We start from the raw sequence: 21,690 nt of genomic DNA, 5'->3' as shown, positions 1-21,690 counted from the left end.
CCCCAGCGGTCGATCCGACCTGGGGCGGCCTCAGGCCTGGCGCAACAGGCGCACGCCATCTTCCTGTGCGAGGCTGGCCTCGTTGATCGGCAACGAGCAGGACTGCCCGCGTCCCATCGGGTAGTAGTGGAAGCCGTGGCGGGCCATGCGCTCGGGGTCGTAGAGGTTGCGCCCGTCGAAGATCACCGGGGCCTTCAGGCGCTCCTTGAGCAGCTCGAAATCCGGTGCCTTGAATTGCTGCCACTCGGTGCAGATGACCAGCGCATCGGCGCCTCCCAGGGTCGCCTCGGGGGTGCCCATCAGGCTCAGGCGTTCGTCGTGGCCATAGAGCCGCTGGGTTTCCTGCATGGCTTCGGGATCGTAGGCGCGCACCTGCGCGCCGTGGCGCCAGAGCGCTTCCATCAGTTCGCGGCTGGGCGCGTCGCGCATGTCGTCGGTGTTCGGCTTGAAGGCCAGGCCCCAGAGGGCGAAGGTCTTGCCGCGCAGGTCGCCGTCGTAGAACACCCGGATGCGTTCGAACAGCTTGTGCTTCTGCCGCCGGTTGATCGCTTCCACTGCCTGCAACAGGTCGCTGGAGCAATGCGCCTGCTCGGCGCTGTGGATCAGCGCGCGCATGTCCTTGGGGAAGCAGGAGCCGCCGTAGCCGCAGCCGGGGTAGATGAAGTGGTAGCCGATCCGCGGGTCGGCGCCGATGCCCTGGCGCACCGCCTCGATGTCGGCGCCGAGGTGTTCGGCCAGTTCGGCGATCTGGTTGATGAAGCTGATCTTGGTCGCCAGCATGCCGTTCGCCGCGTACTTGGTCAGTTCGGCGCTGCGCAGGCCCATGAACAGCATGCGGTCGTGGTTGCGGTTGAACGGCTCGTAGAGTTCGCGCATCACCTGGCGCACCTCTTCGTTGTCGCAGCCGACCACGATGCGGTCCGGGCGTCGGCAGTCGACGACGGCGGAGCCTTCCTTGAGGAATTCCGGGTTGGAGACGATCTCGAATTCCAGTTCGCGTCCGTCGGCTTCCAGGCGCCGCTCGATGTGCGCGCGCAGGCGGTCGCCGGTGCCTACCGGGACGGTCGATTTCTCCACCACGATGACGGGCTTGCGGCGATGCTCGGCGATGGCATCGGCCACCGCGAAGACCGCGCCGAGATCGGCCGCGCCGTCCTCGCCAGGCGGGGTGCCGACCGCGATGAACTGCACCCGGCCGTGCTCCACGGCCAGGCGCGCATCGCTGCTGAAACGCAGGCGGCCGCTGTCCAGGCCTTCGCGCAGCAAGGCGTCGAGCCCGGGTTCGTAGATGCTGGCGAGGCCCTGCGCGAGGCGTTCGACCTTGTTCCGGTCGATGTCCATGCACAGTACATCGTGGCCCACTTCGGCGAGGACGGCGGCCTGCACCAGTCCTACATAGCCACTGCCGAATACGCTGATCTTCATGGTGCTTTCCTCGACGGATGATGCGCGGGCGCGGCAGCGGTGCGGCGGGCGTTGACGGTCAACACGCCGAGCACCACCAGGCCTACGCCCAGGGTCTTGCTGGTACTGAAGGTTTCATCGAACGCCGGCAGGCTCGCCGCCAGCAGGTAGACCAGCGCGTAGCTGGCGCTCAACAGGCTGTAGGCGCGGCCCAGCGGCAGGTGGCGCAGGGCGGCCAGCCAGCACAGCAGGGAGGCGGCGTAGGCCGCCACCGCCAGGGCTACCGCGAGCAGCGCGGCGCGCTCCGGCGTTTGCCCGGCCCAGGCTTCCGGCAGCGGCAGGCGGCTCATGCCCCAGCGCATGCCGAGCTGGGCGGCGCTGGCCAGCAGCACGCTGCCCAGGGCCGCCAGCCAGCCGCGTAGCGCGTTCATGCGCTCCTCCCGAGCAGGGCCACGCCGGCGACGATCAGCAACAGGCCGGCGAGGTGGCGGCGATCCACCGGCTCATCGAAGACGAAGCGTGCCGCCAGGGTGACCAGGACGAAGTTCAGCGCCAGCATCGGATAGGCGCTGCCGACTTCCACCCGTTGCAGGAGCAGCAGCCAGCAGAGCAGGCCGAGCCCGAGGGCGAGCAGCGCCAGCCACGGCCACGGACTGCGCAGGCGCGCCGTCCAGCCGTCGGCGGCGACCAGGCGCCAGTGCTCCACGGTGAGCTTCTGCGCAACCTGGCCGAGGCCGGTCATGAGCAGGGTGGCGAGCAGCAGCGCGGCGCTCATGGGCGCACCTGCGGCAGGATCGCCAGGACCAGGTTGCCGTTCCGGTAGCGTTCGCCGTCGCCCGGCAACAGCGCCAGTTGGTAGCGGTCGCTGGCGCTGTTGATCCGCAGCAGCACGGCAACCGAGCCGTCCTGGCGTGCCCGCCAGAGCCACTGGCGGATGTCTGCCAAGGGCACGCTGCGCTGGCTGTGCTCGGGGTAGGAGAGGCCGTACTTCAGCTCGCCGCGCGTGTCGTAGAGCGTCACGTCGCTACGGCGCAGGCGCCAGGCGAGGGCCGAGGCGGCGCCGAGGTCGTTGCTCAGCAGATGGCGGGCGCCGGCCAGTTCGTCGAGGTGTTCGGCGACGAACAGGTCGGGGGTCTTGTTCTGCACCACATGGTTGGGCATCGCTGCCGGCAGCAGCGCGATCAGCACCCAGCTCGCCAGCAGCGGCGCGGCCCAGGCGCGTAGCGGGTAGCGCCACTGGGCGAGGCCGGCGGCGGCCCAGGCGCCGATCACCAGCAGGACCAGGAACAGCTCGAAGGGTTCTTCCTGGTACACCGGCTTGCGCAGTTGCAGGTAGGCCAGGGCCGCCAGCGCGAGGAGCGCCAGGCCCAGGTTGAGCAGCCCGTTGCCGCGCAGCGCGACGCTGTTCCCCAGGCGCAGCCGCTGCACCAGGGCGTGGCCCATGAGCAGTGCCAGCGGCAGCAGGCAGGGCATGATGTAGGTCGGCAGCTTGCCCCGGCTCAGGCTGAAGAACGCCAGCGGCAACAGCAGCCATAGCGCCAGGAAGACCACCGGCGCCTGGCGCCGCTCGTGCCAGGCCTGGCGCAGAGCGCTCGGCAGCAGGCCGCTCCAGGGCAGGCAGGCGACCGCCAGCAACGGCAGGTAGAACCACCACGGGCGAGAGTGCTGGGCGTCTTCGCCGGCGAAGCGGCGGATGTGTTCGTGCCAGAAGAAGAACCGCCAGTAGTCCGCTTCCCGCGCATGCACGGCGAGCGCCCAGGGCAGGCAGACGAGCAGCGCCGCCAGCACCGCCAGCGCGCCGTAGCCAAGCAGCTCGCGCCAGCGCCGCTGCCAGAGCATGTAGGGCAGGGCGACCAGCACCGGCAGCAGCCAGGCGAGGAAGCCCTTGGTCAGGAAGCCTATGCCGCAGGCGAGGCCGAGCAGGGTCCAGCCGAGCAGGCGCGCGCGGCGGCTCCCCGCGTCGAGGGCGTACCACAGCGCCACCAGGCTCAGGTTGACCCAGAAGGTGAATTGCGGGTCGAGGTTGGCATAGCCGGACTGCCCGGCGATCAAGCCGAAGCTGGCGTAGAGCAGCGCGCACGCCAGGCTGGTGCGCGGGTCGCGCCACAGGCGGCGGGCCAGCAGGTAGGCGAGCAGGACGCTGAGGGCGGTGGCGACGACCGAGGCGATGCGCACGCCGAACAGGTTTTCGCCGAAGACCGCCTGGCCGAGGGCGATCATCCAGTAGCCGGCGACCGGCTTCTCGAAGTAGCGCAGGCCGAGGAAGTGCGGCGACACCCAGTCGCCGCCCAGCAGCATCGCCTGGCTGATCTGCGCGTAGCGGGTCTCGTCGGGAATCCACAGGCCATGGTTGCTCAGTGGAACCAGGTAGAACAGGCCGAAGGCGATCAGCAGCAGCGACCAGGTCTGGCGGCGGCTCATGGCTGGCGCACTCCCAGCCAGCCCTCGCGGCCGGCCAGGCGGCCGCGCACCAGTTCGGCCAGCGGCAGGCTGCGCGGATCGTCCGGCAGCAGTTCGCCCAACGGGCGGAAGCGGATGCCGCGCCGTTCGGCGCGCCGCAGCAGTTCGCGGAACGCCGGGGCGAGGAGCAGCCCCTCGACCTCGGCGTGGATGGTGTAGACGTTGTCGCGGCCAGCGGCGAAGCGTTCCAGGATGAAGTCGTTGTAGGCCTCGCGCGGCAGGCCGGGACCGACCACCTCGTCGAAGGTCGGCAGGTTCACCGGCACCTGCGGGATGCCGGGGCTGCCGTCGGCCAGGCGCGGGCGGAACGCGCCGCGTCCGCGGCAGTCGCTGTTGTAGCGGAAGCCGAAGGGCTGCTTGGCCTCGACCACCCGGCCGTCGGCGCGCCAGCCGGCGGCGGCGGAACAACGCACCGGCTGGCCGAGGATGTCCGCCAGGCAATCGCTGCCGCGGCGGATCTGCTCGCCGAGCTGCTGCACGCTCCAGACGCCGGCGTGGGTCTGCCAGGCATGGTGGTCCCAGGCGTGCAGGCCGACCTCGTGGCCGGCGGCCTGGGTCCGCCGCATCAGCGGGCCGAGTTCGCGGCCGATCGGCTTGCCCGGCCAGGCGGTGCCGGCCAGCAGGATGTCCCAGCCATACAGGCTGGCGGCGCGCGAGCGGAGCATCTTCCAGAAGAACGCCGGGCGCGCCAGGCGCCAGAGGTGGCGGCCCATGTTGTCCGGGCCGACGCTGAAGAAGAAGGTCGCCTTCAGCCCGGCTTCGTCGAGCAGCTCGAGCAGCCGCGGCACCCCGTCGCGGGTGCCGCGGAAGGTGTCGACGTCGATGCGCAGGCCGGCCTGGATCACGCCTGTGCCTCGCGCTCGCGGAGCGCTTCGTGGAGGAAGAAGTCGAGGGTCTTGCCGATGGTCTCGCGCAGTTCGATGGTGGGCTGCCAGTCGAGCAGGCGCCGGGCGTTGTCGATGCTCGGCTTGCGGTGGGCCACGTCCTGGTAGCCGTCGCCGTAGAAGCTGCGGCTCTCCACCTCGCGGAAGCCGGCGAAGGGCGGGAACTGCGCGCGCAGCGGGTGGGCCTCGAACTGGCGCAGCAGTTCCTCGCCGAGCTGGCGGATGCTCGCCTCGTTGTCCGGGTTGCCGATGTTGACGATCTGCCCGTCGCAGCGGCCGTCGCGGTTGTCGATGATCCGCGCGAGGGCCTCGATGCCGTCGTCGACGTCGGTGAAGCAGCGCTTCTGCGCGCCGCCGTCGACCAGGCGGATCGGCGTGCCTTCGACCAGGTGCAGGATGAGCTGGGTGATCGCCCGCGAGCTGCCGATCCGCGCCGAATCCAGGCGGTCCAGGCGCGGGCCCATCCAGTTGAACGGACGGAACAGGGTGAAGCGCAGGCCCTGCTGGCCGTAGGCCCAGATCACCCGGTCGAGCAACTGCTTGGACACCGAGTAGATCCAGCGCTGCTTGTTGATCGGCCCGACCACCAGGTTCGAGCGGTCTTCGTCGAAGTCCGGGTCCTGGCACATGCCGTAGACCTCGGAGGTGGAAGGGAACACCACGCGTTTGCCGTATTTCACGCAGTAGCGGACGATCCGCAGGTTTTCCTCGAAGTCCAGTTCGAACACCCGCAGCGGGTTGCGCGTGTACTCGATGGGCGTGGCGATGGCCACCAGCGGCAGGATCACGTCGCATTTCTTCACATGGTATTCGAGCCACTCCGAATGGATGCCGATGTCGCCTTCGACGAAGTGGAAATGCGGGTCGGCCTTGAGCCGTTCGATGGCGTCGGAGCCGATGTCCATGCCGTGGACCTCGTAGCGCCCGTCGCGCAGCAGGCGTTCGGACAGGTGGTTGCCGATGAAGCCGTTGACCCCGAGGATCAGCACCCGCGTGCGGCGCTGCGGGCCGGACGCCGCGCCACGCAGGCGCGCGCCCTCGACCAGGCCCAGCTCGGTGGCCAGTTGCGTGCCGGCCAGGTACAGGCCGCGCTCGCCGCGCTGGCCGAAGCGCAGCACCAGCGAGTCCTCGCCGCAGGCGATCCGCAGCGGGTCGCAGGACAGTACGCTGCCCGGCTCGCGACCGTGGTTGCCGGCGACCACCTCGGCGCTCCAGACGATCAGCTTCTGTTCGCCGACCTGGCAGAAGGCGCCAGGGTAGGGCTGGGTCACCGCGCGCACCAGGTCGTACAACTGCCGTGCCGGCCTGTGCCAGTCGAGCAGGCCGTCCGCCGGGGTGCGCCGGCCGAAGTGGCTGGCCTGGCTCTCGTCCTGCTCGACTTCCGGCAGCACGCCGAGGGCGAGCAGCGGCAGGCTGTCGCGCAGCAGGGCACCGGCGGCCTTGCGCAGCTTGCCGTGCAGGCTCAGGGCGGTGTCCTCGGGGTCGATGGCGACGGCCTGCTGGGCGAGGATCGGCCCGGCGTCGGCGCGCTCGATCATGCGATGCAGGGTCACCCCGGTCTGCGTTTCGCCGTTGACCAGCACCCAGTTCGCCGGGGCGCGTCCGCGGTAGCGCGGCAGCAGCGAACCGTGCAGGTTGTAGGCGCCGCGTGCGGCGCAGGCGAGCAGCTCGGCGCCGAGCAGGCGGCGGTAGTAGAAGGAGAACAGGAAGTCCGGGCGCAGTTGGCGGATGCGCTCCAGCCACAGCGGATGGTTCACGTCCTCGGGCGCGTGCAGCGGAATGCCGCGCTCGGCACAGAGGCGCGCGACCGAGGCGTAGAAGGTGTTTTCCCGTGGGTCGTCGGCATGGGTGAAGACGGCGGCGATCTCGTAGCCGGCATTGAGCAGGGCTTCGATACCGGTGCAACCGATGTCGTGGTAGGCGAAGACGACGGCTTTCGAGGTCATGGCGTGGAAGGCTCGCTGGATGAAGAGGTGAAACCGGCCCGCTGCAGGGCCGAGGGAAGCGCGGAGGGCGTTGCGCGGACCACGCGCTCGATGAAGAAGCGCGGCCGCGCGCGCACGTCGCTGTACATGCGCCCGAGGTACTCGCCGAGCAGGCCCATGCCGAGCAACTGCACGCCGCTGAACATGAACAGCACGGCGAACAGCACGAACAGGCCGTTGCCGGCCCAGGCGGCGCCGAAGGCCAGGCGCAGCACGAGGAGGAACAGGGCGAAGAGGAAGCCGGCCAGGGCCATGCCGCCGCCGACCAGGCTGAGCAGGCGCAGCGGCGTGGTGGTCATGCAGGTGACCAGGTCGAACATCAGGTTGAGCAGGCGCATCGCGCTGTATTTCGATTCGCCGTGGGCGCGCTCGGCGTGGGCGACGCGGATCTCGCAGGTATGCCGGGCGAAGCCGTTGGCCAGGATCGGGATGAAGGTACTGCGTTCGCGGCAGGCCAGCATCGCTTCGACGATGCTGCGCCGGTAGGCGCGCAGCATGCAGCCGTAGTCGTGCATGGCGACCCCGGTGGAGCGCTGCACCGCCAGGTTCACCAGGCGCGAAGGCCAGCGCCGCCAGGCCGAGTCCTGGCGCTCGGCGCGGATGCTGCCGACCACGTCGTAGCCCTGCGCGGCGCGCTCCACCAGGCGCGGGATTTCCTCCGGCGGGTTCTGCAGGTCGGCATCGAGGGTGATCACCAGGTCGCCACGGGACTGTTCGAAGCCGGCGAGGATCGCCGCGTGCTGGCCGTAGTTGCGGTTGAGGATCACCGCCACCACGGCGCTGCCGTCGCGTTCGGCGGCGGCCTGCAAGAGTTCCGCGGAGCGGTCGCGGCTGCCGTCGTCGACCAGCACGATCTCGAAGGCGCGGCCCAGCTCCAGGCAGGCGGCCTCGGTGCGGCGCAGCAGTTCGGGCAGGCTGGCTTCCTCGTTGTAGACCGGGATCACCACCGAGACCAGGTCGATCGGATAGGGCTTCATCGACGTTTCTCCAGGATGTCCTCGATGGCGCGGGCGACGCGCTCGATGTCGTCGTCGCGCATGTCGGGGAACAGCGGGATGGAGCACAGGCGGGCCGAGTTCCACTCGCTGTTGGGCAGGCTCAGGCGCGGCTGGCGCTGGCGGTAGTAGTGGTGCAGGTGACTGGCGATGAAATGGATGCCGCTACCGATGCCGCGCGCCTTCAGGGCTTCCATGAAGGCGTCGCGGCCCAGGCCGCAGGCCTCGGCGTCGATGCGCAGGATGAACAGGTGCCAGGCGTGGCGCTGCTCGTGCGCGGGCAGGCCGAGCGGCGCCAGCGGCAGGCCGGCGAGGCGTTCCAGGTAGCGTTCGGCGAGGGCCTGGCGGCGCGCGTTGAGCGCGTCCAGGCGCTTGAGCTGGACCAGCGCGAGGGCGGCATTGAGGTCGGCCAGGTTGTATTTGAAACCGGGCTCGATCACTTCCGCCTGCGGCTTGCGTCCATGGCTCAGGCGGTCGTAGGCATCGACCCCGAGGCCGTGGAACTTGAGGCGGCGGACCCGTTCGGCGAGGGCGCTGTCGTCGCTGACGAACATCGCGCCTTCGGCGCAGGTCAGGTTCTTGATCGCGTGGAAGGAAAAGATCGCCGTGCCGCGGGAGCCTACCGGGCGCCCGCGGTATTCGCTGCCGACCGCGTGGGCGGCGTCCTCGACCAGGGCGATGCCGTGGCGCCCGGCGACCGTGCGCAGGCCTTCGAGATCCAGGGTGGAGCCGGCGTAGTGAACCGGCACGATGGCGCGGGTGCGCGGGCCGATGGCGGCTTCCACTGCCTGCGCCGAACACATCAGGGTGTCGCGGTCGACGTCGACGAACACCGGGGTGGCGCCGAGCAGGGTGATGACGTTGGCGGTGGAGACCCAGGTCAGCGACGGCGTGATCACTTCGTCGCCGGGGCCGATGCCCAGCGCCAGCAGGGTGACGTGCAGGGCGCCGGTGGCCGAGGATAGCGCCACCGCGTGGCGGCAGCCGAGGCGTTCGGCGAAGCGCTGTTCGAGCTCCTGGTTCTTCGGCCCGGTGGTGATCCAGCCGGAACGCAGGACCTGCTCCACGGCGGCGATTTCGTCCTCGCCGATGCTTGGCCGGGAGAATGGCAGAAAGTCCAGTGACATGTAATGAAGCCTCGGTACTGGGAGGGCGGTACGAAGAGGTTATTTATATGTCGCTGAATGCTGCCTGAACGTTTGTTAAGACTCGCTTAACAACGGCTGAATGAAGACTGAACGAACTCGAAGAAACTGGAGGATAAAGCCGGAAGCCTAGTTTTCAGGGGCTTGCAGGGTTGGTTGGAAAGGATCTCGGGTGTTTTCTGAGTGGCTTTTATTAATAACCCGAGTCCTGTTTCTTTAAGGGTTCATTAATACTTGATGTCCGCTCCCCGTGAATATTCCGGAAACTTCATGGAAACATGGGGAGGGCCAGGGAAAGTCAATCCCGTAGGTTGTCGGAAAAAAACAACCCCCTGGCGGATCGCTCCGCCAGGGGGCCGGGTCGACGCTTCAGCGGCTGCCGGCGACCACTTGCAGGGCCGGTTCGGCGGTGCGCCCGTAGACGTCTTCCAGGCGCTCGATGTCGTCCTCGCCGAGGTAGCTGCCGGACTGCACCTCGATGATCTCCAGCGGGATCTTGCCGGGGTTGGCCAGGCGGTGCACGGAGGCGATCGGGATGTAGGTCGACTGGTTCTCGGTGAGCAGGAAGGTCTTGTCGTCGCAGGTCACCTGGGCGGTCCCGGAAACCACGATCCAGTGCTCGGCGCGGTGGTGGTGCATCTGCAGCGAGAGGCGCGCGCCGGGCTTCACGGTGATGTGCTTGACCTGGAAGCGGCCGCCCATGTCCACCGAGTCGTAGGAGCCCCACGGGCGGTAGACCTCGCAGTGGTTCTGGGTCTCGCTACGGCCCTGGGCGTCGAGGTCCTTGACCACGTGCTTGACGTCCTGCACCCGGTCCTTGTGGGCGATCATCATGGCGTCCTTGGTTTCCACCACCACGATGTCCTCCAGGCCGATCACCGAGACCAGCTTGCCGTTGCCGTGCACCAGGCAGTTGTGGCTGTCGTGGACCAGCACGTCGCCCTTGGTGACGTTGCCGTTGGCGTCCTTGGCGTGCACGTCCCAGATCGACGACCAGCTGCCGACATCGTTCCAGCCGGCGGACAGCGGCACCACGCAGGCGCGTGAGGTCTTCTCCATCACCGCGTAGTCGATGGAGTTGTCCGGGCAGCATTCGAAGGTGGCGGCGTCGATGTTCACCAGGTCGCCGTCGTGCTGGCTGCGCTCCAGGGCCAGCAGGCAGGTGTCGTAGATGTCGGCGTCGTGCTTCTTCAGTTCTTCCAGGTAGCGGCTGGCGCGGAACAGGAACATGCCGCTGTTCCAGTAGTAGCCGCCGGCGGCGACGAACTCGCGGGCGCGGGCTTCGTCGGGCTTCTCGACGAAGCTCTGCACCCGGCTGACGCCTTCCGGCAGTTGCGCATCGGCGCTCGCGCGGATGTAGCCGTAGCCGGTCTCGGGGCGGCTGGCGGGAATGCCGAAGAGCACCATCTCGCCCTTTTCGGCGGCGTTGGTGGCCAGCGCCAGGGCCTGCTGGAAGGCGCGCTGGTCCTCGATCACGTGGTCGGCGGGAAGGATCAGCAGCAGTTCGTCGCGGCCTTCGGCGACCAGTTTCATCGCGGCGATGGCCACCGCCGGCGCCGTGTTGCGGCCGAAGGGTTCGAGGAGGATCGCCTGGCTCGCCAGGTTCTGTGCCTCCAGCTGTTCCTGGACGATGAAGCGGTGCTCCTTGTTGCACACCAGCAGCGGTGCCTGCATGCCGTCGAAGGCCAGGCGCTTGATGGTCTGCTGGAACAGGGTGTCGTCGCCGGTGAGGGCGAGGAACTGCTTGGGGTACTGCTTGCGGGAAAGAGGCCAGAGTCGCGAGCCGCTGCCACCGGAAAGGATTACTGGGATCATGTTGTTTCTCCTTGAAGCGATGCGTCTGTCTAGGGATCCCGCCGCGCGGCGGGATATCTCGTTACCGGGCTCCACGGAGCCCCGGGTGACCTCTCCAGTGCGCTCCTTCTGCGGGAGCGCTGACGGTTGGTGCGCCGGTGTCGGGCCGGTCTTGTTGTGTGGAATGCCGGGAGGGGCGAGCCCCTCCCGGTCGGTCTCAGTCCGCCTTCACCGGGCGCTTGACCCAGACCGGCGCGAGCTTGCCGCCGCTGCCGGTGACGTACAGGCAGACCACCTCGCCGCGGGCCAGGGTGACCGGCTTCAGGTCGCTGACCTTCTTGCTGCCGTCGAACAGCGCCAGGTTCACCTTCACCGGGTTGATCTCGCGGTCGCCGTGGCTTTGCGGGCCGACGTCCTTGACCACGTCGGTCTTGCCGTCGGCGGTCTTCAGGGTCAGCTTCGAGCCGCTGAGGTTCTGCACCCGTACCAGCGCCTTCTGCTTGTTCTTGAACGGCGGCTCGGCCACCAGCTGCGGCTTGCCGCCGGGCTGGCTGACCAGGGTGTAGTAGCTGTCCGGGTCGAGCTTGACCGGCAGGCTCTGCTGGCCGACCTGGGCGGTGTAGCTGCCGGGGGGGAGGAACTTGAAGTCGCTGGAACCGAGCGGCGCGACGTCGTTCAGGCTGGTGCTGCCGACCGACACGTCGAGTTCGCTGTTGCCGGCGTTGTAGGCGCGGACGAAGGCCGAGCCCTTGGGTGCCTGGGGCCCGTACAGGGCGCCCTCGTCGGCCTGCGCGGCGAATGCGGCGACGCCGAGGGAAAGTGCGCAGGCCAGGCGGGTCCAGGTGTGGCGGCGGGTCATCGGGTTCATGGGTATTCCTCCGTTGCTTCTTCTTCAGCGGGGCGCTCGGCCCCGTGGGTAAACAGCCTTGGCTGTGTTCGTTCAATCGTTGCGGCTGGCGGCCAGGCGCTCATCGCGGCCGCCGCTGGCCTTCAGCTGGGCGACCCAGTCGGCGTCGAACTGGCTGAGGTCGCTGGCCATCGGCAGGTAGCGCTCGGGAAACTCCCAGACCAGCAGTTGCGGCGGGTCCTTGCGGAAGCCTTCGTCCTGCAGCAGTTCCAGCATCGGTTCGAGGGGGCCCTTGCCTTCCTTCGCGTAATTGATCAGGTCGGCGGACAGCGCCTGTTTCAGCGCGCCCTCGAAGTTCCACCTGGGGTTGGCGCTGTAGCTGGTGCCGACCAGCGCCAGGCGCGGTTGCTGGCTATCGCCGAAGAGGTCGTCGCCCGCGCCGGACTGCTGGCCGCCCGGCAGTGCCGGCGCGGCTTCGGTGGTGCGTTGCTGCAACTGCTCCGGACGCGGCAGCAGTTCGTCGAACAGCGGGTCGAGCGGCAGGAAGCTGAGCAGGTCGCCCTTGTGCGTGCGTTCTTCGCCGACGCGGGTGACGAAGTTCTGCGCCGGCACATCCAGCAGGTGCGTCTCGCGGATCTCCGCGCCGAGGCGCTGGGCCACGGTTTCCGCGCCGAGCGGCGACCAGTGGGTGTCGGTGCGCAGGAACACCGCGCCGTTGTCCTTGGCCTGGCGCAGGCTGCCGAGCAGGTCGGGACTGTCGATGCCGGCGGCGCGGGCGCGGGCCAGGAAGTCCTGGTAGAGGCTGTCGTGCAGCGCGGCCGGCTGCTCGCGGCCGATGTGCTCGGGATACAGGCGGGCCTTGGCCGGGATCACCGCGAGCACCAGCTTGACGCCGCGCCGGTTCAGCTCCCGCTGCACGCCGCGTACCAATGCCCAGTTGTCTTCCAGTTGCTGGCCGCTCGGTGCCGGCTTGAACTCTTCGTCGGTGAACAGCCAGCCGTCCTTGCCGATCACCACGCCGGGGCGGCCTTCGTGGAACAGCGTGTAGTCGAGTGCGGCCCAGAGGTTGGTGCCCAGGCGCTTGATCGGGAATTCCTTGTCGTAGTGGGCTTCGAAGGCGTGCGCCAGCTTGCCGTTGAGCAGTGGCGTATCGGCCGCGGCGGAGAAGCCCGGCACGCTCTTCAGCGACCATCCGGCGAGCCCCAGCAGCAGCCCGCCGAAGGCGGCGATATAGGCGTATTGCAGGGGGCGGGAAATGCTCTGTGTCATGGCGTGGGCCTCGCTCAGAACTGGAAGTAGAGGAATGGCGAGTAGCTCTGCGCGGAGAGCTTCAGCACCGAGGCGGCGAACAGCAGGAGCAGCGCCAGGCGGGTGGCCAGGACGGGCAACTGGCTGAGCCAGCTCGGCTGGTAGACCAGCGCGCCGCTCGGCGAGTAGGCGATCGCCGCCGGGTCGCCGGCGGCCTCGCGCGGGGCGCGCGGCTGGGCACTGGCCGGGCCGTCGGCGGCCACTTCGTCGCTGTTCGCCGCGGCCTTGGGCGCCTTGGTCTGCAATGGCTGGTTGTAGAACTGGCGCAGGCCGAAGAACGCCAGCACCAGGTAGGCCAGGACCAGGGTGCCGACCTGCAGGCCGGTGAGGCTGGCGCGGTTCAGTTCGGAGAGCTGCCAGGTGCCGAAGCTGAACATGGCTTCGTACATGCGCCAGGCGACCTGCAGGTTCTCGGCGCGGAAGATCACCCAGCCGATCACCACCAGGAGGAAGGTGAACGCCCACTTCAAAGGGTTGAGCACGCGCGGCGCGGCGTTCACTCCGAGGGCCCGCTCGATCGCCAGCCACATGCCGTGCCAGGCGCCCCAGATGATGTAGGTGAAGTTGGCGCCGTGCCACAGGCCGCCGAGGAGCATGGTCAGGAACAGGTTGCGGTAGGTCTGGAAGGTGCTGCCGCGGTTGCCGCCCAGGCTGATGTAGAGGTAGTCGCGCAGCCAGGTCGACAGGCTGATGTGCCAGCGCCGCCAGAACTCGGTGATCGACTGGCTGATGTAGGGCTGGTTGAAGTTCTCCATGAAGCGGAAGCCCATCATCAGGCCGAGGCCGATGGCCATGTCGCTGTAGCCGGAGAAGTCGAAGTAGAGCTGCGCGGTGTAGGCCAGGGCGCCGAGCCAGGCGTCGCCGGTGGTCGGGTTCTGCAGGGCGAAGCAGTGGTCGGCGAGGGCGGCCAGGGTGTCGGCGATGAACACCTTCTTGACGAAGCCCTGCATGAAGCGGGTGCAGCCTTCGGCGAACTTGTCGACGGTGTGGGTGCGGTGGTTGAACTGGTCGACCAGGTCCTTGAAGCGCAGCACCGGGCCGGCGATCAGGTGCGGGAAGATCGCGACGAAGGCGGCGAAGTCGATCAGGTTGTGGGTCGCCGGGGTATCGCCGCGGTAGACGTCGATGATGTAGCTGATCGACTCGAAGGTGTAGAAGGAGATGCCGATCGGCAGCAGGATGTGGGTCAGCACGAACGGCTGCATGCCGAACGAGGTGATGATCTCGTTGAGGCTGTCGACGCCGAAGTTGGCGTACTTGAAGTACCCGAGCACGCAGAGGTCGACCACCACGCCGAGGATCAGCCAGCGTTGCGCGGCCCTGGTGCGTACGCCGGCGGCGCCGATGCGCAGGCCGATCCAGTAGTTGAAGACGGTGACCCCGGCGAACAGCAGGAGGAAGTCCACCCGCCACCAGGCGTAGAACACGTAGCTGGCGATCAGCAGCAGCAGGTTCCGGTAACGTTCGCCGCTCAGGTAGTACAGGCCGAGAAAGACCGGCAGGAACAGGAACAGGAACACGTTTGAAGAAAAGACCATGCCGTCTCTCTCTCTAGAGCGTCAACCATTCAGGTCGGCCCTGCCTTTCCGCGCCCTGGAGCGCTCGAGGAAAGGCGGGACGACCCGCCGTTTTCCTCCCCGTGGTGTTGCCTAAGGTGTTGCGCCCGCCCGCGTCTGTCGCGCATGGGTCGGGGTGTGGCGCCTGGTCGGCGAGCGGGGTAGAGGGGCGCGTGGCCCCCGGCCTGTGCGCCCGCTTCCCGCCACGCCCTCAACTTCCCCCTTCGCGGCTGAACACCCGCGTCACTTCGCCGCCGAGGCGGAAACTGTTGAACGGCTCGCGGTCCTTCTTCGCCTCGAGCATCTTCGGCTCGCAGCGGTAGAGGGCGCAGTAGGGCTCCAGCCAGGCGTACTTGTTGTCGACCTTGAGGTCGGTCATGTCCTGGTCCTCGCCGGTCTTCTCCTCGAAGGTTTCCTCGTCGTCGACTCCCTTCATCACCCGCTCGGCCAGGCGCTGCAGGGCGCCGTGGTTCTCCTGGCGCAGGTCGACGCCGTTGACCTGGGCGAACGCGGCGATCATCGCCAGCGGTGGCAGCGCATAGTTGTGGTAGGCGAGGGCGCGCTGGCGGCGCTTGAGTTCGTTGGGCAGGAAGCCCTGCTCGTCGACCTGGTTGGCGGCGACCTTGAACTCGCTCACCGCCCAGTCGAAGAGGTCGCGGCGGTTGGTCACCACCGCGGTGGACATCACCGACCAGGCCGCCCAGTAGGAATGGTTGTTGATCTTCTTCAGCGGCAGGCCGCTCCAGTCGCGGACTACCTGGGTGCCGAGCCGGGCGAACCAGTCCTCGATTTCCCGGCTCTGCTCGGCGTGGGCCGCGAGCGGCCGCGAGCTGGAGAACTTCAGGCGCATGTAGGCGCCGGAGAGGCTGCCCAGCGCCCATTTGCGCATGGACTTGCCGGTGTGGTTGAAGTCGTCGCTCTGCAAGGCGCCGGCGCGGGCCCAGGCGCTCATCCAGTTCAGTGCGCAGGCCAGGTCGCCGTCGCGGCCGCTGCGCATGTACTGGGTGACCAGCTTGGTGGCGCCGCGCTCCATGTCGGTGATGTCCTTGATCTGCGAGCGGAAGGTCTTCTCCGCCTTGACGTTGAGGGTCGCCCGCGCCGAATCGGAGCCTTCGTACTTGCTGGTGAAGACCAGGCTGCCGGTATACGGCGGCGGCACCGCGGGGCAGCTGCCGGCGCTGCCCTTGCGCTCGCCGACCGCCGCGTAGTAGCCGGGCGGGGGTACCAGGTCGGCGGCCTGGCTGACCTGGCTGGCGAGCAATGCCGCGGCGAGGGCACCGGGCAGGGCGATACGGATCAGGTGGGACGTTTTCATCGTTTACCTCCCGGCCACCGACTGGCTGGCCTTGGCGGGCGCCGCCTGGCAGATGCTGGCCTGGACCTCCAGGCCCTGGGGCATGTCCTCCGGCGCTTCGATTTCCAGGGAAAGGAACTGCTGGTCGGCCCAGTCGCTGTCGTTGCGCAGTTGGAAGACGTAGCGGCCGCCGGTATCGACGGCTTTCGACTGCTCGATCTTCAACTGCTCGCGGCGGCCGTTCATGTACCAGATGGTGTTCTTCAACTCGTGTACCGAAGGGTCGCTGTAGGTCACGTCGGCGACGTAGCTGCCGCTACGGATCGGTAGCGCGGCGCTGTTCAGCAGCACCTCGTTGCGGCCCTGGCGCAGCTTGACCTTGCGGCTGAGTACGGTCTTCCGGCCGGAGCAGCCGTTGTCCACCAGCGGCATGGCCTGGCGGTAGAAGCTCTTCTGCGCCATGTCGTAGTGGGTGGCGAATTCCCAGATGAGGATCTTCGGCGGGTTCTTGTGGAATTCCTCGCTGGTCATGTACGCCAGCAGCGAACTGTCGAAGCCGCCGCCGGACACCGCGTTGTTGAGGATGTCGGCGCCGCTGAACTCCTCCAGGAAGCCGGCGAAGTTGTAGGCCGGGCCGCTGTTGGAGGTGCCGACCAGGGCGATCTGCGGGTTGCCGCCGTCGCCGAACAGGTCGCCGCTGTCGCTGGCGCCCACCGGCTCGGTCTCGAAGCGGTCGACGTACTGGGTGGCGTAGCTGTTGCCGCAGAGTTGCGCGGCGGCCTTGTGGAAGGTGCCGAGCTTGGACAGCAGGCCGACGCGCTTGCTTTCGAACTGCTTCTTCGGGATCTCCTCGAAGCCGGGCACCTGCTTCAGCGTCTCGGCCACGATCTTCGCGCTGCGCCGGGCGCCATGGGGAGTCCAGTGGTGGTCGCCCTTGAAGTAGTAGGCGTGCTCCTCCTTCTCGTCGAACAGCGGCGAGAAGTCCGGGGTCCAGATGCCGGCCTGGCGGAAGCGGGCGATGGTCGCCAGGTAGTTCTTCTTCGCCAGCTCGTAGTCGAAGCCGGCCTTTTCCGCCGGGCTGAGCTTCTCGCGGTTCACCAGGCCGCGGGTCGGCTGGTAGACCACCACCAGCTCGATGCCCTTGCGCTTGAGTTCGTCGCGCAGTGCGCGGAGTTCGCGCCAGCCTTCGGCGCTGGTGCCGAAGTCGGTACGCAGGTCGTAGGTGGTGCGGAACAGCCAGTCGTCCTGGGCCTGCACCAGGTGGGTGAAGAAGCCCAGGTACTTGGTGTTGTAGCGCGAGTCGTCGGCGGCGGCCGGGCACAGGTTGCCGGCCGGCAGCGCCTGGTAGCTCGGCGCCGCGCCGGGGTCGGCGGCCAGGGCTGCCTGGGCCAGGCAGAGGCCGGCGGCCAGGGCGCTCAGGCGGAACAGTCGGGAAGTGCGGGTTTTCATGCGTCTGGGTCCTCAGTCCTGGAGTTCGGCCTGGCTTTCCACGGGGTCGATCAGCACCGCCTTGTCCTGGCGCACCAGCAGGTCGAGGATCTGGTCCTGCTTCTCGCCGAGAACGCCGGGTAGGCTGATGCCGGAGGATTTGGTCGGGGCGAGCATCGCCACCCGGTACAGTTCGAGGCTCAGCGGCGAATCCACCGAGAGCGGGCCGGAGCCGTTGCCGGCGAGCTTGCCGCCGACCACGATCAGCGAGACCTTGGTGTCGAATGGGTCGAGGGCGATGTTGCGGTCGGTGTTGGTGAGGTCCTTGATGTGGCCGTACACGCCGATCAGCTGGTTGCCCGCCGCGAGGTTCTCGTAGAGGCGGATGTTCACGCTGTTGCGCACGCGGATGCCGTGGCGGCGGTTGGCCAGGACCTGGTTGCCCCAGAGCAGGTTGTCGCCGCTCTCGTAGAGGGTGATGCCGTCGGAATGGTTGCGATAGACCTCGTTGTAGGCCACCAGGTTGCCCTCGCTGTTACGGTCGAGGACGATCCCGGAAAGCTTGTTCTCGTAGCTGCGGTTGTTGAAGATGAAGCTGTCGTTGACTTCCCGCGAGACGATGATGCCGTGCTTCTTCCTGGTCCCGTGGACGGTGTTGTCGGCGATGATCAGGCGGTGCGAACGGTCGTGCGGGTCGATGCCGTAGACGATGTTGTCGCGGTAGGTGTTGCCCTTCACCACCAGGTCGTCGGCCTCGTAGCAATAGAAGCCGTACCAGCTGTCGACGATGGTCGAGTCGATCACCCAGCCCTTGGGGCGCGGGCGCTTCATCTGCTTGTCCATGCCCGGGCTGTACTGCGAGATGGAGATGCCGTAGGCCTTGGAGGCGTTGTAGCCGAAGCTGGTGAAGGTGCTGTTGCTCAGGTACACCTCGGCGCCGCCCCAGGAGATCAGGAACGGACGGAACTCGTTGGGCGTCTTGAACCAGGCCGGCTCCTTCTTCGATTCGCTCCAGCCGGTGACCTTGCTGTCGCGGACGAACAGCATGCCGTCGTTGACCAGGAACGCGCCGCGCTCCTGGGACAGGCGCAGTTCCTTGACCTGCTTGTCGATGTCGAGGGTCGCGCCCTGGCTGACCACGATCGGCAGGCGGGCGACGAACACCCCCGGCTCGACCTGTTCCAGCGCGCTGGCGGGAAGCTTGCCGGCGAGCTGGGCGAGGTTCACGTAGCCGCCTTCGATGAAGATCGCCTGGGGCATCTGGCGCTGGCGCTTGACCCATTCGGCGAGGCGGTTGCTGCCACCGGTGAACTCCTTCAGCGGCTGCTGCTGGACCATGCGCTGCACGCTGGCGCGGCCACCCGGCTTGCGCACGATCTTGGCTTCCACCGCGGCGGCGGTGTAGCCGGAGAGGTCGGGCAGTTTCGGCGGGTCCAGGTGCAACGGTTCGGCCGGCGCGGTGGTCACCGTGTAGTTGCCGGTTTCCTTCAGGCCCTGGGTCAGGCCCGGCTCGTTGCCGGCCTGCGCCGGGACCGGCTGCGGTTTCTCCACCGGCTGCGCCGCCCACGCCTGGCCGTGCAGCAGCACCGCGCCGAGCACTGCCGCGGCCAGCGGGCGCAGGCGCGGGAGCCGGCGGCGGGGGATCGAAAGGGAAATGTCGGGCATGTCCGGTTTCCTCGCGGGGCTCAGAAGCGCCAGATGAAGTCGACGAAGGCGCGGTGCATGGTCGAGTCGGTGCCCGGCCCGTAGGCGTCGCCCGGCTTGAACAGGCCGCCGCGGAAGCGGATCAGCGCCGAGGGCTCGTCGACGTACTGGCTCATCGAGGCCGGCAGCAGACCTTGCTTGAAGTACTTGGTCACCACCAGGTCGAGTTCCTGGCCGATGTCCTTCTCGCCCGGTTGCAGGGCGGCGTTGATGCCGCTGGTACCGATGTCGGAGTCGTCGTCGACGCGCCAGAACTTGTGGTAGACCAGGCTCGCGTCGTAGTCCTCGCGCAGTTGCCAGGAGCCGAACAGGGTGGCTGCCTGGAGGTTGCTCAGTTCGCCGCGGAAGGCTTCGCCGAAGCGGTGCACGCGCGAGCGGGTGCCGGTGAAGTTGGAGCGATTGCTCTCCAGCCCGGTCTGCTGGAACTGCTCCTCGCCGTCCTTGCCACCGCCGCTGCCGCGGGCGTAGCCGACGCCGGCCTTCCATTGCTCGTCGATGTTCCAGCGCAGGCCGAGGTCGACGCCGAAGGCATTGACGTCGCCGCTCTGCTTGCCGGTGGCGATGCGCCGGTCGTCGACCGTGGTGGTGGTCAGGTTGTCGCGGTCGCCGGTCAGCCAGGTGGCGCTGGCCCAGTAGTTCAGCGGCATGCTCGAACGATAGTTGTAGGCATCGCCGGTAGCCTCGATGCCGAGCCAGGTGAGCTGGCCGGTATAGGTCTTGTCGAGGTTGTCGACTTCCTCGCCGGGGCGGCGCAGGTGGCCGCTGTCGTCGGCGTGGTGGATGCGCACGCCTATGCGGTGGTGCGGCGCCCACTGGGTGGAAATGTCGCCGAACACATGGGTGCGGTCCTTGTCCTCCGGAGCCAGTTCGTCGAGGTCGGTGCGGTATTCGCTGAAACGCTGGGCGACTCCGGCGTGGGCGTTGAGCAGGGTGGTCTCGAAGCTCCAGTTCAGCGCCTCGATGTTGGTGTCCTGCCACTGGCCGCTGTCTTCCCGCAGGCGCTGGCGGCCGAAGCGCAGGTGCTCGCCGGGGTAGGCGGTGAGGCCGGCGTAGTCGACCCAGAATTCGCGTGCGGCGAGGTAGCTCTTGTCCGGCTCGCGACCGTCGTTGCGGCTGTTGTTGCCGTCGTCGGTGTCCGATTGCAGGGTGTCGGTCTCGATGGTGTCGGTGGCGGCCACCGCCTGGCCCATGAAGTAGGCGCTCCAGTCGCCCCACTGGCCGAAGGCCCAGGGCCGCAGGTCGATACCGATGTCGTTGAGGGTGCCGCCGGGAGCGGTGCCGAGGTCGCGATCGTTTTCCGATTCGCCGGTGATCTTCACGTCCAGGCCGAAGTTCTTCGGTGCCTCGCCGCTGTTGGCGGCGAACGCCGGCGCGCCGAGCAGCAGGGCGATGGCCAGGGACAGGGCGCGCGGCGCGAAGGACGGCCGCGGGTTGACGGAACGGGAGCTGTTCATAGGCTTTCTGGCTCTTCTTCGTTGATCGGCGAGTCCTGGCTCTGCAGCAGGCTGACGGTGGCCTGCCAGTTGTTGCCGCGGCTCTGTTGTTCGCGCTTGAGCAATTGCTGCGCCTGGCTGCGTTCGGCCGGCGGCAGTTGCGCTTCGATCTGCCCGAGCAGGTCGCTGGCCTGCGGTACCTGCTGCTGCACGGCGAGCTGGCCGAAGACGTAGGCGTTGACCCGGTTCGGCTGGATGCCGCGGCCCTGCGACCAGAGCTGGGCCAGGGCCATGTCGGCGCTGGCCTGGCCGGCGCGGGCGGCGAGGATCAGGTGGTCGACGGCCTTCTGCGGATAGACCTTGCCGAGGAAGCCGCGGCGGTAGATCTGCCCCAGGTAGTAGTTGGCCTGGGGTTCGCTGGCGGCGGCCTTGAGCAGGTGCCGCTCGGCCTTGCGCGGGTCCTGCGGCGCCCACTTGCCGTCGTAGTAGAGGCGCCCGAGGAGCAGTTCGGCGCGTGGCTGGGCGGCGTCCTGGGCGTTCTTCAGGTAGCCGAGCATCTTTTCCAGGTCGCCCTGGTCGGGATAGTCGTAGAGCAGCTTGGCCAGGCTGACCCAGGCCGCGGGGTAGCTCGGCGCGATCTCTTCCAGCAGCGCCTGGGCGGTCTGCGGGTCGGGCTGGCCGAGTTCGCCGTCGGCGAGCACCCCGGCCACCGAGTCGACCCGCTCGCCGGGCACCCGGCCGGCCTTGTAGGCGGCGCGCAGCTGTTCGAGCAGGTCCCTCTGCTTTTCCGCGTTGCCCTGCATCTGGTAGACCGTGGCCAGTTCGTACCAGCACACATCCATGCGCCGCAGCCAGCGCTGGCAGACCTGCTCGATCTCGCCCAGGTGCTGGGCGTAGGTGCCCTGGGTGCGGTAGAGAATGATCTGCGCCAGGTCGGCCTGCGGCAGTCCGCGCGCGCGCCACTGGTCGATGCGCTGCTGCGGGTCGATTTCCGGCCAGGACTGCGGGTACTGCAGGTAGAGCACGATGAGCGGCACCAGGGCACTGTCCTCGCCCTGTTCGAAGGCCTGGCTGAGCAGGCGCTCGGCCTCGCGGTGCTCGGCGTCGCTGGCGCCGGGCTTGGCCGCCAGCCACTTGCCAAGGCGCGCGCGGGCCCGCGGCGAGGTCTGCGCGGCCTCGCGGTAGAGCTTTTCGGCCTTGGCCTGCTGGGCGCTGTCGCCGCTGGCGACCTGCATGTCGGCGAGGCCGACCTGGGCGTCGGCGTAACCCATCGCGGCCAGGGCCTGGTAGTTGCTCTGGGCGGTGGCGAGGTCGCCGCGCTCCAGGGCCTCCTGGGCCAGGCGCTGGTCGGGCAGTCCGGCGCAGCCGGCGGCCAGGGCGATGGCCGAGGCCAGCAGCAGGTGCCGGGACGCCAGGGGCAGGGGAGGGAGGATGGGCATCTTCATGGTCGGGT

The 21,690-nt window shown here is 68.3% G+C and carries 17 protein-coding genes; all 17 read right to left on the bottom strand.

Annotated features, from left to right (window positions below; all coding sequences use genetic code 11):
* Nucleotides 1-30: 30 nt before the first annotated feature.
* The 17 genes from HMPREF3014_RS26990 to algK all read right to left on the bottom strand — a co-directional run bounded on the left by HMPREF3014_RS26990 (nt 31) and on the right by algK (nt 21,682).
* On the bottom strand, nt 31-1,425 hold the full coding sequence (locus tag HMPREF3014_RS26990; protein WP_003110473.1) for a UDP-glucose 6-dehydrogenase: 1,395 nt from the start codon (nt 1,423-1,425) through the stop codon (nt 31-33).
* The gene (gene arnF, locus HMPREF3014_RS26985; protein ID WP_003110472.1) at nt 1,422-1,835 is read right to left on the bottom strand and encodes a 4-amino-4-deoxy-L-arabinose-phosphoundecaprenol flippase subunit ArnF; all 414 of its coding nucleotides are present in this window, start codon (nt 1,833-1,835) and stop codon (nt 1,422-1,424) included. Before arnF ends, HMPREF3014_RS26990 begins: the two co-directional genes overlap by 4 nt.
* Entirely contained in the window at nt 1,832-2,179 is a 348-nt protein-coding gene (locus tag HMPREF3014_RS26980; protein WP_003112876.1) for an EamA family transporter, read from the bottom strand. Before HMPREF3014_RS26980 ends, arnF begins: the two co-directional genes overlap by 4 nt.
* Complete coding sequence (gene arnT, locus HMPREF3014_RS26975) at nt 2,176-3,825, bottom strand: lipid IV(A) 4-amino-4-deoxy-L-arabinosyltransferase (protein WP_023087109.1); 1,650 nt, start codon at nt 3,823-3,825, stop codon at nt 2,176-2,178. The genes HMPREF3014_RS26980 and arnT overlap by 4 nt, the downstream gene beginning before the upstream one ends.
* Nucleotides 3,822-4,709 (bottom strand): 4-deoxy-4-formamido-L-arabinose-phosphoundecaprenol deformylase, encoded by an 888-nt coding sequence (gene arnD / locus HMPREF3014_RS26970; protein WP_003112878.1) that lies wholly within the window; start codon nt 4,707-4,709, stop codon nt 3,822-3,824. The genes arnT and arnD overlap by 4 nt, the downstream gene beginning before the upstream one ends.
* The gene (gene arnA, locus HMPREF3014_RS26965) at nt 4,706-6,694 is read right to left on the bottom strand and encodes a bifunctional UDP-4-amino-4-deoxy-L-arabinose formyltransferase/UDP-glucuronic acid oxidase ArnA (protein ID WP_003119539.1); all 1,989 of its coding nucleotides are present in this window, start codon (nt 6,692-6,694) and stop codon (nt 4,706-4,708) included. The genes arnD and arnA overlap by 4 nt, the downstream gene beginning before the upstream one ends.
* Nucleotides 6,691-7,710, bottom strand: coding sequence for an undecaprenyl-phosphate 4-deoxy-4-formamido-L-arabinose transferase (gene arnC, locus HMPREF3014_RS26960; RefSeq protein ID WP_003112880.1), 1,020 nt, complete (start codon nt 7,708-7,710; stop codon nt 6,691-6,693). The genes arnA and arnC overlap by 4 nt, the downstream gene beginning before the upstream one ends.
* Complete coding sequence (arnB, locus tag HMPREF3014_RS26955) at nt 7,707-8,855, bottom strand: UDP-4-amino-4-deoxy-L-arabinose aminotransferase (RefSeq protein ID WP_003110468.1); 1,149 nt, start codon at nt 8,853-8,855, stop codon at nt 7,707-7,709. Before arnB ends, arnC begins: the two co-directional genes overlap by 4 nt.
* Before the next feature lie 387 nt (nt 8,856-9,242).
* Nucleotides 9,243-10,688 (bottom strand): mannose-1-phosphate guanylyltransferase/mannose-6-phosphate isomerase, encoded by a 1,446-nt coding sequence (locus HMPREF3014_RS26950; RefSeq protein ID WP_003092113.1) that lies wholly within the window; start codon nt 10,686-10,688, stop codon nt 9,243-9,245.
* 196 nt (nt 10,689-10,884) lie between these two features.
* A complete protein-coding gene (gene algF / locus HMPREF3014_RS26945; protein ID WP_003092112.1) occupies nt 10,885-11,535 on the bottom strand; it encodes an alginate O-acetyltransferase AlgF in 651 nt (216 codons plus the stop codon).
* 72 nt (nt 11,536-11,607) lie between these two features.
* Complete coding sequence (gene algJ, locus HMPREF3014_RS26940; protein WP_003092111.1) at nt 11,608-12,783, bottom strand: alginate O-acetyltransferase; 1,176 nt, start codon at nt 12,781-12,783, stop codon at nt 11,608-11,610.
* A 14-nt stretch (nt 12,784-12,797) separates the two neighbouring features.
* The gene (locus HMPREF3014_RS26935; protein ID WP_003110467.1) at nt 12,798-14,360 is read right to left on the bottom strand and encodes an MBOAT family O-acyltransferase; all 1,563 of its coding nucleotides are present in this window, start codon (nt 14,358-14,360) and stop codon (nt 12,798-12,800) included.
* A gap of 229 nt (nt 14,361-14,589) precedes the next feature.
* Complete coding sequence (gene algL / locus HMPREF3014_RS26930) at nt 14,590-15,693, bottom strand: alginate biosynthesis protein AlgL (protein WP_003092108.1); 1,104 nt, start codon at nt 15,691-15,693, stop codon at nt 14,590-14,592.
* A gap of 3 nt (nt 15,694-15,696) precedes the next feature.
* On the bottom strand, nt 15,697-17,121 hold the full coding sequence (gene algX / locus HMPREF3014_RS26925; protein ID WP_003092107.1) for an alginate biosynthesis protein AlgX: 1,425 nt from the start codon (nt 17,119-17,121) through the stop codon (nt 15,697-15,699).
* 12 nt (nt 17,122-17,133) lie between these two features.
* Complete coding sequence (gene algG, locus HMPREF3014_RS26920) at nt 17,134-18,765, bottom strand: mannuronan 5-epimerase AlgG (protein ID WP_003110465.1); 1,632 nt, start codon at nt 18,763-18,765, stop codon at nt 17,134-17,136.
* 20 nt (nt 18,766-18,785) lie between these two features.
* Nucleotides 18,786-20,258 carry an outer membrane porin AlgE gene (gene algE, locus HMPREF3014_RS26915; RefSeq protein ID WP_003092105.1) on the bottom strand — a complete coding sequence of 491 codons (1,473 nt, stop codon included), beginning with the start codon at nt 20,256-20,258 and terminating at the stop codon, nt 18,786-18,788.
* Nucleotides 20,255-21,682 carry an alginate biosynthesis TPR repeat lipoprotein AlgK gene (gene algK, locus HMPREF3014_RS26910; RefSeq protein ID WP_016263184.1) on the bottom strand — a complete coding sequence of 476 codons (1,428 nt, stop codon included), beginning with the start codon at nt 21,680-21,682 and terminating at the stop codon, nt 20,255-20,257. The genes algE and algK overlap by 4 nt, the downstream gene beginning before the upstream one ends.
* Between the last annotated feature and the right edge of the window lie 8 nt (nt 21,683-21,690).

The organism is Pseudomonas sp. HMSC065H01 (assembly GCF_001815235.1).
In the GTDB taxonomy this organism is placed as follows: Bacteria; Pseudomonadota; Gammaproteobacteria; order Pseudomonadales; family Pseudomonadaceae; genus Pseudomonas; species Pseudomonas aeruginosa.
The sequence above is the reverse complement of the archived record's forward strand: the minus strand, read 5'-3'. Positions and strand labels throughout refer to the sequence as shown.